This is a genomic window from Sandarakinorhabdus sp., from assembly GCF_040398645.1.
Classification (GTDB): domain Bacteria; phylum Pseudomonadota; class Alphaproteobacteria; order Sphingomonadales; family Sphingomonadaceae; genus Sandarakinorhabdus.
Window position 1 is genome coordinate 47,334 of the sequence record NZ_JBBATR010000001.1, and the last position, 14,488, is coordinate 61,821.

At 61.5% G+C, this 14,488-nt stretch carries 13 protein-coding genes and 3 tRNA genes; 11 read left to right on the forward strand and 5 right to left on the reverse strand.

What is annotated here, in order from left to right:
- Positions 1 to 1,254 (forward strand): glutamate--cysteine ligase (locus ABWP50_RS00235; RefSeq protein ID WP_353215976.1); only part of this gene is annotated, 1,254 nt, incomplete at its 5' end.
- 172 nt (positions 1,255 to 1,426) lie between these two features.
- The gene (locus ABWP50_RS00240; protein WP_353215977.1) at positions 1,427 to 4,384 is read left to right on the forward strand and encodes a TonB-dependent receptor domain-containing protein; all 2,958 of its coding nucleotides are present in this window, start codon (positions 1,427 to 1,429) and stop codon (positions 4,382 to 4,384) included.
- Positions 4,385 to 4,489: 105 nt separating this feature from the next.
- Here the strand turns inward: ABWP50_RS00240 and ABWP50_RS00245 are convergent, their stop codons facing one another.
- The 5 genes from ABWP50_RS00245 to ABWP50_RS00265 all read right to left on the reverse strand — a co-directional run bounded on the left by ABWP50_RS00245 (position 4,490) and on the right by ABWP50_RS00265 (position 7,241).
- A complete protein-coding gene (locus ABWP50_RS00245) occupies positions 4,490 to 4,864 on the reverse strand; it encodes a nuclear transport factor 2 family protein (RefSeq protein ID WP_353215978.1) in 375 nt (124 codons plus the stop codon).
- Positions 4,864 to 5,619 (reverse strand): TrmH family RNA methyltransferase, encoded by a 756-nt coding sequence (locus ABWP50_RS00250; protein ID WP_353215979.1) that lies wholly within the window; start codon positions 5,617 to 5,619, stop codon positions 4,864 to 4,866. Before ABWP50_RS00250 ends, ABWP50_RS00245 begins: the two co-directional genes overlap by 1 nt.
- Positions 5,620 to 5,671: 52 nt before the next feature.
- Positions 5,672 to 5,758, reverse strand: a tRNA-Tyr gene (locus ABWP50_RS00255).
- Between the two features lie 128 nt (positions 5,759 to 5,886).
- Positions 5,887 to 6,957, reverse strand: coding sequence for a GGDEF domain-containing protein (locus ABWP50_RS00260; RefSeq protein WP_353215980.1), 1,071 nt, complete (start codon positions 6,955 to 6,957; stop codon positions 5,887 to 5,889).
- Between the two features lie 210 nt (positions 6,958 to 7,167).
- A tRNA-Gly gene (locus ABWP50_RS00265) sits at positions 7,168 to 7,241 on the reverse strand.
- Between the two features lie 102 nt (positions 7,242 to 7,343).
- Here ABWP50_RS00265 and ABWP50_RS00270 point away from each other — a divergent pair.
- From ABWP50_RS00270 to rpoB, 9 genes are all read left to right on the forward strand, one after another.
- Positions 7,344 to 7,419 (forward strand) — tRNA-Trp (locus ABWP50_RS00270).
- Between the two features lie 172 nt (positions 7,420 to 7,591).
- A complete protein-coding gene (gene secE / locus ABWP50_RS00275) occupies positions 7,592 to 7,828 on the forward strand; it encodes a preprotein translocase subunit SecE (protein ID WP_353215981.1) in 237 nt (78 codons plus the stop codon).
- A gap of 8 nt (positions 7,829 to 7,836) precedes the next feature.
- Entirely contained in the window at positions 7,837 to 8,373 is a 537-nt protein-coding gene (gene nusG / locus ABWP50_RS00280; RefSeq protein WP_353215982.1) for a transcription termination/antitermination protein NusG, read from the forward strand.
- 75 nt (positions 8,374 to 8,448) lie between these two features.
- Positions 8,449 to 8,883 (forward strand): 50S ribosomal protein L11, encoded by a 435-nt coding sequence (rplK, locus tag ABWP50_RS00285; RefSeq protein WP_353215983.1) that lies wholly within the window; start codon positions 8,449 to 8,451, stop codon positions 8,881 to 8,883.
- 4 nt (positions 8,884 to 8,887) lie between these two features.
- The gene (gene rplA / locus ABWP50_RS00290) at positions 8,888 to 9,586 is read left to right on the forward strand and encodes a 50S ribosomal protein L1 (RefSeq protein ID WP_353215984.1); all 699 of its coding nucleotides are present in this window, start codon (positions 8,888 to 8,890) and stop codon (positions 9,584 to 9,586) included.
- 491 nt (positions 9,587 to 10,077) lie between these two features.
- Entirely contained in the window at positions 10,078 to 10,593 is a 516-nt protein-coding gene (rplJ, locus tag ABWP50_RS00295) for a 50S ribosomal protein L10 (protein ID WP_353215985.1), read from the forward strand.
- Positions 10,594 to 10,641: 48 nt separating this feature from the next.
- Positions 10,642 to 11,016, forward strand: a complete 375-nt coding sequence (gene rplL / locus ABWP50_RS00300; protein ID WP_353215986.1) for a 50S ribosomal protein L7/L12 — start codon at positions 10,642 to 10,644, stop codon at positions 11,014 to 11,016.
- Positions 11,017 to 11,251: 235 nt separating this feature from the next.
- Positions 11,252 to 11,644 (forward strand): cupin, encoded by a 393-nt coding sequence (locus ABWP50_RS00305; RefSeq protein WP_353215987.1) that lies wholly within the window; start codon positions 11,252 to 11,254, stop codon positions 11,642 to 11,644.
- Positions 11,645 to 11,909: 265 nt separating this feature from the next.
- Positions 11,910 to 14,488 (forward strand): DNA-directed RNA polymerase subunit beta (rpoB, locus tag ABWP50_RS00310; RefSeq protein ID WP_353216030.1); only part of this gene is annotated, 2,579 nt, incomplete at its 3' end.

Below are 14,488 nucleotides of genomic sequence, written 5' to 3' on the forward strand. Positions count from 1 at the left end.
GAAAAATTCGTATTCCGCACCGCCGATCACCGGGCGCCTTCCTATGAAGAACCGGGCGGCATCCGTGATCTGCTGATGGGCATGACCCGCTTTGGCTGGGAGCCGATGTTCGAAGGCGGCAATGTGATTGCGCTGAAGGGCAGCGATGGCAATATCAGCCTGGAACCGGCGGGGCAGTTCGAATTGTCGGGCGCGCCGCTGACCGACCTGCACGCCACCTGCGCCGAATCCAATCGCCACCTGCGCCAGTGCCGCGAAATCGGCGACGAGCTTGGCCTCGGCTTTCTGGGCATGGGCTTCTGGCCGGACAAGGCCCGTGCCGATCTGCCGGTGATGCCCAAGGGCCGGTATGCGATCATGCTGCGCCACATGCCGCGCGTCGGCACGCTTGGCCTCGATATGATGCTGCGCACCTGCACCATTCAGACCAACCTGGATTACAGCAGCGAAGCCGACATGGTGAAGAAATTCCGGGTCAGCCTGGCCCTGCAGCCGCTGGCAACAGCCCTGTTTGCCAATTCGCCGTTTACCCAAGGGGTGCCCAACGGCTTTAAATCATTCCGCAGCCATATCTGGACCGATACTGATCCGGCGCGCACCGGCGTGCTGCCATTCGTGTTCGAAGACGATTTCAGCTATGAACGCTACTGCGATTACGCCCTCGATGTGCCGATGTATTTTGTCTACCGCGATGGCCGCTATATCGATGCCGCCGGCCATAGTTTCCGGGATTTTCTGGCCGGCAAGCTGGCCGTGTTGCCCGGTGAAAAGCCGCGGCTGGCCGACTGGAAGGACCATCTGACCACGGCGTTTCCCGAAGTGCGGCTGAAGGGCTATCTGGAAATGCGCGGGGCCGACGGCGGCCGCTGGGATCGAATCTGCGCCTTGCCGGCGCTGTGGGTCGGCCTGCTGTATGATCAGACTGCGCTGGATGCAGCTTGGGATCTGGTCAAGCACTGGACACCGGCCGATCATGACCGGCTGCGCCGCGAAGTGCCGGCGCTGGCCCTGGGCGCCGCCAGCCCGAATGGCGGGACGTTGCAGGATCTGGCCCGCGAAGTGCTGAAGATTGCCGATGCCGGGCTGGCTGCACGCGGGCGTCTGAATGCAGCTGGTGACAGCGAACAGGGATTTTTGAATCCGCTGCGCGAGATTGTTGCCAGCGGCCTGACCAATGCCGATCGCCTGCTGGCGCAATATCACGGCGCGTGGGGCGGGGACGTGCGCCGCGCCTACGAAACCGAAGCGTACTGAACAGCCACACTGCCAGATTAATTGCCGTGTTGCCGGGGCCTTGGCAGCGATTTTGTAACTTTGCCTCTTGACCGCCTGCACATTGCGAAAGAACATTGCTGCAAGGACACGATCTGCGCCAGCCCACGCCGGGAACAGGCCAGACGCTGCGCCATTATCGGGGAGGCTGAGAATGACGAAATTGCGTTTGCGCACGGGGTGCGCATTGTTTGCACTGGCAGCAGGGTCTTTCATGGGCAGCGCAGCGCTGGCCCAAACCGCCGCAGCTGCGGCTGAAGACAAGGCCGATGCCGAAATCATCGTGACGGGCAGCTTCATCCGCGGCACTCGTGAAGATGCCGCCGTGCCGGTGGATGTGTTCACCGCCGATGATCTCAACAAGCAAGGCATCACATCGCCATTGGAGTTCATCAAGCAGTTGCCCGCCGTTGGTGCCTCGATTGGTGACTCCAACCAGTTTTCCACGTCGTCGCAAGGTTTTCAGGGCAACGGCTCGTTGAACCTGCGCGGCCTTGGCCCCACGCGCACGCTGGTGCTGTTCAACGGTCGCCGCACCGTGCTGGCGCCTGGGGATGGCTTTGCCGATACCAACCTCATTCCGATCTTTGCATTGCAGACCATCGAAATCCTGAAGGATGGCGCAGCCGCCACTTATGGTTCTGATGCCATTGCCGGTGTGGCCAATTTCGTCACCCGCAGCAATTTCAACGGTGCTGTTGTCCAGGGCGATTTCGATGCGATCGCCGGCTCGCGCGGCAATTGGACAACATCGGCGTTGGTCGGTCACACGTTTGGCAAGGTCAATGTGATGGCCGGCGGCGGCTGGCAGCATCGTTCGACCTTGGCGAGCTATGAGCGCGATTTCAGCGAAACGCCTTATGCGATCAACCCATCTGCCTGGTCGACTCTCAGCACGCCGGGCACATTTACGCCTCTGTACAGCGGAGCGACCAACGCGGCTCCGGTTCAGGACGGCGGTGCCGCCGGTTGCACCGGTGTTGGCGGCGTGAATGATTTCACCGGCCTCAACAACACGGGCCTTCCAATTTGCCGATTCAGCTTCCTGCCGTGGAACAACATCATCGAAGAGGAAGATCGTTACCAGGGCTATGCCCAGATCGAGGCCGAACTTTCGGAGCGCACCAAGCTGCGCCTGGAATTCACCTACGCCCAGACCGACACGACGGTTGGCCAGTCACCTTCGTTCCCACCCACGCAGGGGCCAAATGGCTCCGGTTCAGCCAATGCCTTCAGCGTCAGCCCCAACAACCCGGGTGTGCCGGCGTTCTTGGCGCAAAATGGCTTGCTGCCGAGCACGGCAGCCCGGCCCCTTACTGGCATCAGAGCCTTTTTGTACCGTCCTTTCGGATGGTTGGGCAATCCGTCCGAGCCGGTGCGCGGTGCCGGCCTGGGCCAGGCCGAAAACAAGAGCTACCGGGTTTCTGGCGGCGTTGATCACGAGTTTACCGACAATTTCCGTGCCCAGGTTTTTGGCACATGGTGGCGTTCGGAGCGCGAAGCTTATTCGCGCGACATTATCGGTACTCGGCTGCAGAATGCCCTGAACGGGCTTGGCGGGCCGAATTGCAATCCGTTGACCGGCACTCCGGGCGCTGGCGGCTGCCAGTGGTTCAATCCGTTCCTGAATGCGGCGCAGCCGGTTTCGATCCAGAATCTGACCAACCCGAATTTCGTGCCCGGCGCATCGAATTCGATCGATCTCATCAACTATATTCAGGTCAACAACGGCACCCGTCAGGTCGAAGAACAATTTGTCTTTGATGCCATCTTCTCGGGCGAAACCGGCATCGATCTGGGCGGCGGGCCGATCGCCTATGCCTTTGGCGGCCAGTATCGCCGCAACGATTGGAACACTCGCGCCCTGCTGCCGGAATCCGATGCTGCGATTAACCCTTGTTTCCGTGAAGGCGATCGCAGCTGCGTCGGCACGCCGATCCAAGGCGTTGGCCCCTTCATCTTCCTTGGCGTCAGCCGCGCCGAAGCCGTGAAGCAGAATGTGAAGGCCGTCTTTGCCGAAGTGAAAATCCCGATCACCGAAACATTGGAAGTCACTGGAGCAGCGCGCTACGAAGATTACGGCGGCTCTGTCGGCGCCACCTTCAATCCCAAGGGTTCGGTGCGCTGGAATCCTACCGATTGGCTGGTTCTGCGCGGCTCGGCGGGCACCACCTTCCGTGGCCCGCTGGCCAACCAGGTGGTCAACAATCAGATCACCACGCTGGCCGGCATTCAGGCCGCAGCCAACAATTTCAAATCGGTGGATATCTTCGGCAATCCCACCGATCTGGGGCCGGAAACCGCCTTCACCTACAATGTCGGCGCCGTGATCAACACGTCGGGCTTTACGGTTTCGGCCGATTACTGGAGCTTTGACGTCAAGGACCGGGTGACCACCACACCAGCACAGGCCATCGCTTCTTCGGTTGTCAGCAGTGCCACCGCATTTGCCAATTGCAGCAACATCTTTGCCAATCTGGTGACCTTCCAGGGCGGCTGCGTCCAAGGTGTCACGCGCGGGGCGGATATCTCGCGCGTCCGCACCGATTGGGTCAATGGTCCCGGCATCAAGACCAGCGGCATCGATCTGTCGTTCGATTACAAGACCGATCTGGGCGGCGGCAAGTTGAACGTGGGGGCACAGGGCAGCTTCGTGCTGGACTACACGTTCGCTGATTTCGTCTTCCGCGGTGTGCTGGTGCAGCCGGGCTATCAGGCCAAGGGGTTCACCAACTATTTCCGCGATCCACTCACCGTGTCGCCGTTCCGCGGCACTGGCTGGATCAACTACAGCATCGATGGCTTCAATGCTCGCTATCAGGCGCGGCATGTCGCTGGCGTGACGGACGATCGCTGCGTTGGCCTGGCCGCTTGCGCCGTCACCAACTTTGGCCCGACTGAATTCGGCCGGGTGGTGAAAGGCTTCACGCAGCACGATATCAATCTGCAATATGACCTGCCGATCAAGTCGGTCACCGCGCAACTGCAATTTGGTATCGACAACTTCACCAATGCCGCCCCGCCGCAGTCCCGGCTGGAGCTGTCCTATGATCCGTTCATCGGCAATCCGCTGGGCCGTGTCTATCGCTTCGGCATCCGGGTGATCCTGTAACTTGACAGCAAAACGGCGGGGGCTCGTTGCTCCCGCCGTTTTAATCCTCGATTATTGCTGCTGGTGCGCGGCGACGGGTGCAGCCCTCGTCGCGCCGCTTTGTGGTCAGACAGTCTGGCGCGCGTAGTCTTCAGCGTCGAACCAACCGCGCGAGGCGGCGATCTGTCCGGCCTCGTTCAGTTCCCAGGCTTCCCATCCGGCGACCGACACGGGCTTGCCGCTGGCCGCGTGGGTGCCGGTGAAGGTCCAAAGGTAGATGGCGGTCAAACCCGCCGCGCGCATCCCGTCACAGCGCAGCACCATGCCCCGAATGTCGGCCAGGAACCCGCCGGCCATTTCGGTCACGCCGGCGCGGCCGTGCCAAAACGGCCCGCCATTGATGCTGATCCCGCCATCAGCCGCATAATGGTCTGCCACGGCCTCCGGGTGGCCGCTGTTCCATGCCGCAGTATACCCCGCTGCGATGGCGGCAATATCCATTACAGGCCGCGCCGCGCGCTGGCGTACATGGCAATGGCGGCTGCGTTCGAAACATTCAGGCTTTCGACGCCGGTTATCGGCAGCTTGGCGATCACGTCACAATTCTGCACCGTCAACGGCCGCAAGCCTTCGCCTTCGCTGCCCAGCACAAACGCCGCCTGCGCGGTGCCCAGCGCGGTCTCCACGGTCATTTCCGCGGTTCCGTCCAGCGCAATCCGCCAGAAGCCAGCCTCGCCGATTTCACCCAGTGCCCGCGCCAGATTGACGGTGCGCACCCACGGCAGTTGCTCCAATGCGCCGCTGGCACTGCGCGCCAACACGCCGGTTTCGGCCGGGCTGTGGCGATCCTGCGTCACCAGTGCGCGCGCGCCAAATGCCAGCGCCGATCGCATGATCGCGCCCACATTGTGCGGATCGGTCACCTGATCGAGCACCACGATCGGCCGGTTGCTGCCATCATTGCCTTGCGCCAGTATCTCATCGAGCCAGATGGTTTCCAGCGGCTCCACTTCCAGCACATAGCCTTGGTGCGGGGCATCCACCGGGCAAAGCCGGCCCAGATCGTGGTCGTCGCCATATTGCACGGTCAGGCCGGGCGGCAGGTCGAGGGTCTTGGCGCTGGCCGGGGTCAGCCAGAGCTTGCGGAAGCTGCGCTCGGGATTGTCCAGCGCCGCAAACACCGCGTGCCGGCCGTACAGGCGCGGAAACGTGCTCTTTTGCGACTGCTGGGATTTGGGGTGGGGACGGCGGCCCATGGTTGCAGCCCTGCTAGAAACAGGCGCCGGGTCAAATTGACGCCCAAAAAAATGGTGGAGGGGGTTGGATTTGAACCAACGTAGGGTGAAACCCGGCAGATTTACAGTCTGCTGCCATTGACCGCTCGGCCACCCCTCCAATACCCGGCGGCGCAGCGTTGCACTGATACCGCACGAGAGGCGGCCTAGTGAGGCAGGCAGCCGCGCCTGTCAACGCTCGTTTTGCCAGGCCGGATTTGCTGGGCTCGTGTTGCAAGACGCGGCGCGTCAGCCGCGATCCGGCACCACGCGGTCGCGGCCCAGGCGTTTGGCGGTATAGAGGGCACTGTCAGCGCGCTCGATCAACTGATCGGCGCTTTGGTCACCGCGATGTTCGGCGACACCGGCGGAAAAGCTGATGCGCCCCATGCTGCTGCCATCGACGGCGCTGCGCAGCATCTGTGACGCCAGATCGGCGCGGATACGGTCAATGCGCCCGGCGGCGGCCTGCGCGCCAACGCCCGGCATCAGGCCGACAAACTCCTCGCCGCCCAGCCGCCCGGCGGCACCACCTTCGGCCTCCAGCTTTTCGGCCAGATGTCGTGCCACAAAGCGCAGCACGTCATCGCCCATGGCATGGCCAAATCGATCGTTGAAGCGCTTGAAATGATCGATATCCACCACGGCCAACGACATCGGCACGCCCGTGGCCACGGATTCGGCCTGCGCCTTTTCGATGGCAGCAAACAGTCCGCGGCGGTTCATCACGCCCGTCAGCACATCGGTAACGGCAGCGCGTTCGGCCTGGCTCAGCCGATCGGCCAGCGCCCGGCTTTCGGTCGCGGCCTGGTCCAACTCGTCCATCAAGCGGCCATTGGCAGCCTGAATCACGCCGGTGGCCTTGCTCAATTGCTCCAGCAGCGCCGCCAGGCTGGTGGCATCGATCGGACCAGCCAGCCGCTCGCCGCCAACGGCAATCGCACGGCCGTAATCAGCCAGATCGGTTTGCCCGCTCTGGATGCGCAGGCCCAGGGCTTCGGCTTGCCCGTGCGCATCGGCAATCAATTGATTGACCTGCGCTTCGCCCAATTGCCCGAGATGGGCTTCGCGCAAGGCGACAAGCGCGGCCATGGTCAATCCGCCGCCGGACAATGCCTTGTCGATGGCAAGCGACAATTCGTGATCATCGTCGCGCACATAGCGCCACAGCAAATCGTAAACCGATGGTTCGGGCGGCAAACCGGTCGATAGCAGCAGGGCGCGGATTTGTTCGAACCAGGCCATCGGACCGGTGCCCGCTGGATAACCGCCGACATTTGCAAAATCGGGCGGCGGCGCTACGGCGGCGGCCGGCTGCATTGGCCCAGGTTGATATTCCATATTTTTGACCCTCCGCTTGGCTGCCCAGCGCAATCGTTCTGCTGATCCGACTACGGCGGTGGCAGCGGACGTTTAAGGCGGCGGCATGCAAATAGATGGGGAGCGATTGCCGCGCCGCACCGTGGAGAACGTGGCGGGCGCGCGGCATCAGGGCAGGCGGCGCTGACAATGGGGACAACGGGCAGTGTGTGGAGCGGGTAGCGGGAATCGAACCCGCATGGCCAGCTTGGAAGGCTGGAACTTTACCACTAAGCTATACCCGCAATAAGCATCGTCTTAGGGCAGCTGCCGGGCGGATTCAATGGCCAGTCGTGCCAGCACTTGCGCGGGTGCGCGGCGATCCTTATAGCCTCAACGCAGCGCCTAGGAGTGTAGCTCAGCTGGTAGAGCATCGGTCTCCAAAACCGAGGGCCGGGGGTTCGAACCCCTCCACTCCTGCCAGCGGACCAGAGATGATCGTGCAAGTCACGGAGATCGCAGGTCCAATGGCGTCAATACAGCGCGAGAGTTGCGTTGCCTGCAGCCGGTTTCGGGGCATCCCGTGCCGGTTATTGGTGTTTTTGGCGGCAGCCTTGTGCTGCGGCAACTTGATTCGGTCTGACGTTACAACAGGATGAGAAGCGTGAACGACGGCAAGGCAGAGATTGCAAAGAAGCCCCGGGTGTCCCCGGCGGAATTCGTGCGCCAGGTGCAAACCGAAACGCGCAAGATCGCCTGGCCGACGCTGCCGGACACGGTGCGGATGACCGTCATGGTGCTGATCATGACGACCGTGCTGTCCTTGTTCTTTTTGGCAATCGATCAGGTACTGGGCCGAACGGTCAAATTCCTGCTCAGCCTGGCTGCCTGAGGTAATCTATGTCGCGCTGGTACATCATTCACGCCTATTCCGGTTTTGAAAGCAAGGTGAAGGAGGCGATCCTCGCCGAAGCTCGCCGCAAGGGCCTCGATGCCTTCATTGAAGCCGTCGAAGTGCCGGCGGAAACCGTTACCGAAGTGGTGAAGGGCAAGAAAAAGCAGGTCGAGCGCAAATCGATGCCGGGCTATGTGCTCGCAAAACTCGCCATGACCGATGATGTCTATCACCTTGTGCGCAACACGCCCAAGGTGACCGGGTTTCTGGGCCAGCAGAACAAGCCGCAGCCGATCACCGAATCGGAAGCGTCACGGATGCTGAACACCAAGACCGAGGAAACCCCTGCGGCAAAAATCAAGAAGAAGGCCAATTTCGAGATCGGCGACAGCGTGCGCGTGCTCGATGGGCCCTTCGCCAGTTTCAACGGCCTGGTCGAGGAAATCGATTACGATCATGGCCGCGTCAAGGTTTCGGTGTCGATCTTCGGCCGGGCAACGCCCGTCGAACTCGGCTTCGAGCAGGTGGAAAAGCAGAAGTAAGTTCTGCGCAGACCACCCCAACTGCGGGAGGCCGGTTGCCCCGGCCGCTAGCACCGCAAAACAAGGAGCGGCCCCATGGCCAAGAAGGTTACAGGTTACGTAAAGTTGCAGGTGAAGGCCGGCATGGCCAATCCCTCCCCGCCAATCGGCCCGGCTTTGGGCCAGCGCGGCGTGAATATCATGGAATTCTGCAAGCAGTTCAACGCAAAGACCGCAGAACTCGAAAAGGGCACGCCGATCCCGACCGTGATCACCGTGTTCGCCGATCGCTCGTTCAGTTTCATCACCAAGCTGCCGCCGGCGTCCTACATGCTCAAGCAGGCCGCTGGCCTGAAGGCTGGCGGGACCACACCGGGCAAGGGCGCTGCTGTCGCCCAGATCAAGCAATCACAGATCCGCGACATCGCGGAAAAGAAGATGCCCGATCTGAATGCCAACAACATCGAGATGGCAATGAAGACGATCGAAGGTTCGGCCCGCGCAATGGGCCTTGAAGTGGTGGAGGGCTGATCACATGGCAACAACCAAGAAAGCCAAGGCCTTCGCTGCTGCGGTTGACCGCGAGAAGCTGTATGGCGTCGATGAAGCCCTGACGATGGTCAAGGACCTGGCAACCGCCAAGTTTGATGAAACCATCGAAGTCAGCTTCAATCTGGGTGTTGATCCGCGTCACGCCGATCAGATGGTGCGCGGCGTTGTCACCCTGCCCAAGGGCACTGGCAAGGATGTGCGCGTCGCAGTGTTTGCGCGCGGCGCCAAGGCGGAAGAAGCCACCAAGGCTGGCGCCGACGTGGTGGGCGCCGAAGATCTGCTGGAAGCCGTGCAGGGCGGCAACATCGATTTCGATCGCTGTATCGCCACGCCCGACATGATGGGTCTGGTTGGCCGGCTCGGCAAGGTACTCGGTCCCAAGGGCCTGATGCCGAACCCCAAGCTCGGCACCGTGACCATGAACGTTACCGACGCTGTGAAGGCTGCCAAGGGCGGCCAAGTGGAATATCGCGTCGAGAAGGCCGGCATCATCCATGGCATTCTGGGCAAGGCAAGCTTTGCCCAAGACGATCTGCGCGCCAATTTCGATGCGCTGCTCGATGCTGTGGTCAAGGCCAAGCCAACCGGTGCCAAGGGCAAATATCTGCTCAAGGTTGCGGTCAGCTCCTCGATGGGCACCGGCATCAAGGTTGATCCGGCCTCGACCGGCAAGTCGATCTGACCCTGCGCGATTGATTGCGGCAAATGCGGGTTGGGGCGCTGAGCGTCCCAACCCGTTTTGTTGCCGGCGGTTCCGGTAGGCTGGCGCGGCTGGTCATGCCGCAGCACTTGACTCTGTTGCCGCCGTCGCCTAGTTGCGCGTTTCCTGCCTGGCCAGTCATGGTTAGGCAACCGTCCGAGACTGCAGGTGCGGCCAATCCAGCTAGTTCTGGAATGCTCGCTTAAGCCAAATGGGCCTGCACGAGACGAGGCAAGTTTTCTTCCGGTCGGCCCTGCGCCGTTGCCGGATCTACGCTGGTTCACCGGATGGTGGACCTGTGCAGTAAGCGATCCTCTTCGGACGGGCCTGAGGCCCGCCGCGTTCCTGAAAATGGCGTTTGGCAGGCTGCAGGCTCATAGAGCCGGCATGCTGCGTGTCCGCATCATGCCTCCACCGCGCCTGCTGGCGGCCTGTTTTGGCTGGCACAGGCGCTAACCTGTCAAGGAGTGAGCATGGATCGCGCCAAAAAAGCCGAAGCCGTCTCCAGCCTGGCGAAAACGCTCACCGAAACTTCGGTGGTCGTGGTTGCACGCAACAACGGCCTGACCGTCGCTCAAGCTAGCGATCTCAGGAACCGGATGCGCGCTGCCGGCGCCAGCTTCAAGGTGACCAAGAACCGCCTCGCGCGCATTGCGCTCGAAGGTACACCCTACCAGCCGCTCGGCGAATTGCTGACCGGCCCCTGCGGCCTGGCGACATCTGTCGACCCGGTCGCCGCTGCCAAGATCGTGGTGGAATTCGCCAAGACGACCGACAAGTTCGAAATCGTCGGCGGCGCCATGGGCAGCACACTGCTGGATGTCAACGGCGTCAAGGCTCTGGCCGAACTTCCGTCGCTGGACGAACTGCGCGCCAAGCTGATTGGTCTGGTCAATGCACCGGGCACCAAGCTGGCACAGCTCGCCAACGCACCGGCCGCCAAGCTGGCCCGCGTCTTCAAGGCTTATGCCGAAAAAGAAGCCGCCTGAAAATTTACGAACCCAACGCAAACAATCTGAATCCATTGGAGATACAACATGGCTGACCTGAACTCGATCGTTGACCAGCTTTCCGCCCTGACCGTGCTGGAAGCCGCTGACCTTGCCAAGATGCTGGAAGAAAAGTGGGGCGTTTCCGCCGCTGCGGCTGTTGCCGTCTCGGCTGGTCCGGCTGCCGCTGCTGGCCCGGTAGTCGAAGAGCAGACTGAATTCGATGTGATCCTGACCGGCGACGGCGGCAAGAAGATCAACGTCATCAAGGAAGTCCGCGCCATCACCGGCCTGGGCCTGACCGAAGCCAAGACGCTGGTCGAATCGGCGCCGAAGGCCGTGAAGGAAGCCATCAGCAAGGCTGATGCCGAGAAGATCAAGGCCCAGCTGGAAGCAGCCGGCGCGACTGTCGAACTGAAGTAATGCGTAGCCGAGCTTGCAAATAGCGCAGCGTGCTGTTTGCCTGCTCCGGCAAGCTCGGCCTGCGGGTCCGGGTGGCGGCTTTCTCCGCCTCTCTGACCTGTTCGGCGTCAGCACGCGGCTTTGCTGCGGCCCGATGCAGCCACCGAACCAAAAGGGGTAGCTCCACCCGGAGCTGCCCCTTTTCTTTGTGCCTCGCCCGCGCCATCATGCCACGGCTCACCCATGGAGACGCGCCATGCCCAACCGCATCGACACGATGTTCATCCACCTCGGCGAGGGCGCCACGGCGGTGCCGCAGCCGGATTTCAACGGCGGTGAGTGGTATGAGGGCTATGGTGCCCGCCACGGCCATGAAGGCGCCAAAGGCCGGCTGGTGAGCATGTTCAGCTTTGGCGACAATTGGGACAGTTGGGAAATGCACCCGCACGGCGAGGAGGTGGTATTGTGCATCGCCGGGCGCATGACGTTGCACCAGGAGCATGCGGGCGGTGCCACCGTCAGCGTAACGATCGGGCCGGGCGAATATGCGACCAACCCGCCCGGCTGTTGGCACACCGCGGACATTGTGGAGGCTGCGACTGCGCTGTTCATCACGCCGGGGCTGGACACGCAAAGTCGGCCTCGCTGATACTCATGCTGTAAAGCCGACGCTGTGCCCCTTGCCCAATTCCAACAACGGGCCTAGACAGTTTGCATACGACTGGGAGCGAGTCCCGGTCATCGCATCGTTGTTCGAGACACGGCCCGTAAGCGCGATCGGGCCGCGACGGATGAGCACCGAAGCGACTTGCATCGCCATTGACCGTTCGACATGCTGCACCAGCGGCATGACGTGCGGATTTTGTTGTTTTCGCGCAGCTGATCGGCCGCGCACCTAAGGAAGGCGCTCACACATGGCCACTCAGATGAAGCCGCCAGCTGGCGTGAAAATCTTCAACAGCCGCCGCCGCATCCGCAAGAGCTTTGGCCAGATCGGCGAAGTCGTGCAGATGCCCAACCTGATCGAGGTGCAGCGCGAGAGCTATGAGCAGTTTTTGCGCTCCAATCCGGCCACCGGTTATGTTTCGGGCCTCGAAAAGACGCTGCGTTCGGTGTTTCCGATCCGCGATTTCGCCGGCACTGCCGAGCTTGATTTCGTGCATTATGAACTGGAAGAGCCAAAATACGACGTCGACGAGTGCCGCCAGCGCGGCATGACCTATGCAGCGCCGATGCGCGTCACGCTGCGCCTGATCGTGTTTGAAGTGGACCAGGACAGCGAAACCCGCTCCGTGCTCGATATCAAGGAGCAGGACGTGTACATGGGTGACATGCCGCTGATGACCGGCAATGGTACCTTTATTGTCAACGGCACCGAGCGCGTGATCGTCAGCCAGATGCACCGGTCGCCGGGCGTGTTTTTCGATCATGATCGCGGCAAGACGCATTCGTCGGGCAAATATCTGTTTGCAGCGCGGATCATTCCGTATCGCGGCAGCTGGCTGGATTTCGAATTCGACGCCAAGGACATCGTCAATGTCCGCATCGATCGCAAGCGCAAGCTGCCGGTGACCAGCCTGATGTATGCGCTGGGTTGGAATTCCGAAGAAGTGCTCAACCTGTTTTACAACCGGGTAGTGTGGGTGCGCGGCAACAGCCCGGCCGGCCAGCCTGGCTGGGTTGTGCCGTTCGTCGAAGCCAGCTGGCGCAATGCCAAGCCGGTTTTCGACGTGGTGAACGCCGACACTGGCGAAATCATCTTCACGCAAGGCACCAAGATCACGCCGCGCATGGTGCGCAAGGCCGCCGCCGATGGCATGACGGCCCTGCTGATCCCGACCGAGGAAATCTATGGCCGTTATTCGGCCTTCGATCTCATCAACGAAGCCACCGGCGAAATCTACATCGAAGCCGGTGACGAGCTGACCGCTGAAAATCTGGAGCGGATCGACCGCGCCGGCCAGACCAGCATCGAACTGCTCGATATCGATCATGTTCAGGTTGGCCCGTGGATTCGCAACACGTTGATGGCCGACAAGGTCGAAGAGCGTGACCATGCGCTGGCGGAAATTTACCGCGTCATGCGCCCGGGTGAACCGCCAACGCGCGAAACTGCCGAAGCCATGTTCTTTGGCCTGTTTTTTGATCCGGACCGCTACGATCTGTCGGCAGTTGGCCGCGTCAAGATGAACATGCGCCTCAATCTGGACTGCCCTGACGATATCACCGTGCTGCGCCGCGAGGACATCGCCACCGTGGTCAAGACACTGGTCGAGCTGAAGGACGGCAAGGGCGAAATCGACGATATCGACAATCTCGGCAACCGCCGCGTGCGCTCTGTCGGCGAACTGCTCGAAAATCAGTACCGGGTTGGCTTGCTGCGCATGGAGCGCGCTGTGAAGGAGCGCATGAGCAGTGTCGATATCGACACGGTGATGCCCAATGACCTGATTAACGCCAAGCCGGCCGTGGCCGCTGTGCGCGAGTTTTTTGGCTCCAGTCAGCTCAGCCAGTTCATGGATCAGACCAATCCGTTGTCGGAAGTCACCCACAAGCGCCGTGTGTCGGCGCTCGGGCCGGGCGGTTTGACCCGCGAGCGCGCCGGCTTTGAAGTGCGCGACGTTCACCCGACGCACTATGGCCGCATCTGCCCGATTGAAACGCCGGAAGGCCCGAACATCGGCCTGATCAACAGCCTGGCCACCTTTAGCCGGGTCAACAAATATGGCTTCATCGAAACGCCGTACCGCAAGGTGATCGACACGCGGCTGACCAACGAAGTCGTGTATCTGTCGGCCATGGAAGAGGCGCGCCACACCATCGCGCAGGCCAACGCTGGCATCGATGCGGACGGCCGCTTCACCGAAGATCTCGTGTCGGCCCGTGAAGCCGGCGAGTTTCTGATGGCGCCAAAGAACCAGATTACCTTGGCCGATGTGTCGCCCAAGCAGCTGGTTTCGGTGGCAGCATCGTTGATTCCGTTCCTGGAAAACGATGACGCCAACCGCGCGTTGATGGGTTCGAACATGCAGCGGCAGGCCGTGCCGCTGGTCAAAGCTGAATCGCCGTTCGTCGGCACCGGTATGGAAGGCACGGTTGCGCGCGATTCGGGCGCAGCCATCGGCGCCAAGCGCGGCGGGATCGTCGATCAGGTCGATGCCAGCCGTATCGTCATTCGCGCCACCCAGGATGTCGAGCCCGGCAAATCCGGCGTCGATATCTACACGCTGATGAAGTTCCAACGCTCCAACCAGTCGACTTGCATCAACCAGCGTCCGCTGGTGACGGTGGGCGACATCGTGGCCAAGGGTGACATCATTGCCGATGGACCGTCCACCGAGGACGGCGAACTGGCGCTGGGCCGTAACGTGCTCGTCGCGTTCATGCCGTGGAATGGCTACAACTACGAAGATTCGATTCTGATCAACGAAAAGATCGTCAAGGAAGACGTGTTCACGTCGATCCACATTGATGATTTTGAAGTGATGGCCCG

Excerpts from the sequence above, each read along its gene's own strand:
- rplJ (WP_353215985.1), top strand. The coding sequence starts at position 10,078 with ATGGATCGCGCCAAAAAAGCCGAAGCCGTCTCCAGCCTGGCGAAAACG.
- secE (WP_353215981.1), top strand. The coding sequence starts at position 7,592 with ATGAGAAGCGTGAACGACGGCAAGGCAGAGATTGCAAAGAAGCCCCGG.
- ABWP50_RS00245 (WP_353215978.1), bottom strand. The coding sequence starts at position 4,864 with ATGGATATTGCCGCCATCGCAGCGGGGTATACTGCGGCATGGAACAGC.
- ABWP50_RS00260 (WP_353215980.1), bottom strand. The coding sequence starts at position 6,957 with ATGCAGCCGGCCGCCGCCGTAGCGCCGCCGCCCGATTTTGCAAATGTC.
- rplL (WP_353215986.1), top strand. The coding sequence starts at position 10,642 with ATGGCTGACCTGAACTCGATCGTTGACCAGCTTTCCGCCCTGACCGTG.
- rplK (WP_353215983.1), top strand. The coding sequence starts at position 8,449 with ATGGCCAAGAAGGTTACAGGTTACGTAAAGTTGCAGGTGAAGGCCGGC.
- nusG (WP_353215982.1), top strand. The coding sequence starts at position 7,837 with ATGTCGCGCTGGTACATCATTCACGCCTATTCCGGTTTTGAAAGCAAG.
- rplA (WP_353215984.1), top strand. The coding sequence starts at position 8,888 with ATGGCAACAACCAAGAAAGCCAAGGCCTTCGCTGCTGCGGTTGACCGC.
- ABWP50_RS00240 (WP_353215977.1), top strand. The coding sequence starts at position 1,427 with ATGACGAAATTGCGTTTGCGCACGGGGTGCGCATTGTTTGCACTGGCA.
- ABWP50_RS00305 (WP_353215987.1), top strand. The coding sequence starts at position 11,252 with ATGCCCAACCGCATCGACACGATGTTCATCCACCTCGGCGAGGGCGCC.
- ABWP50_RS00250 (WP_353215979.1), bottom strand. The coding sequence starts at position 5,619 with ATGGGCCGCCGTCCCCACCCCAAATCCCAGCAGTCGCAAAAGAGCACG.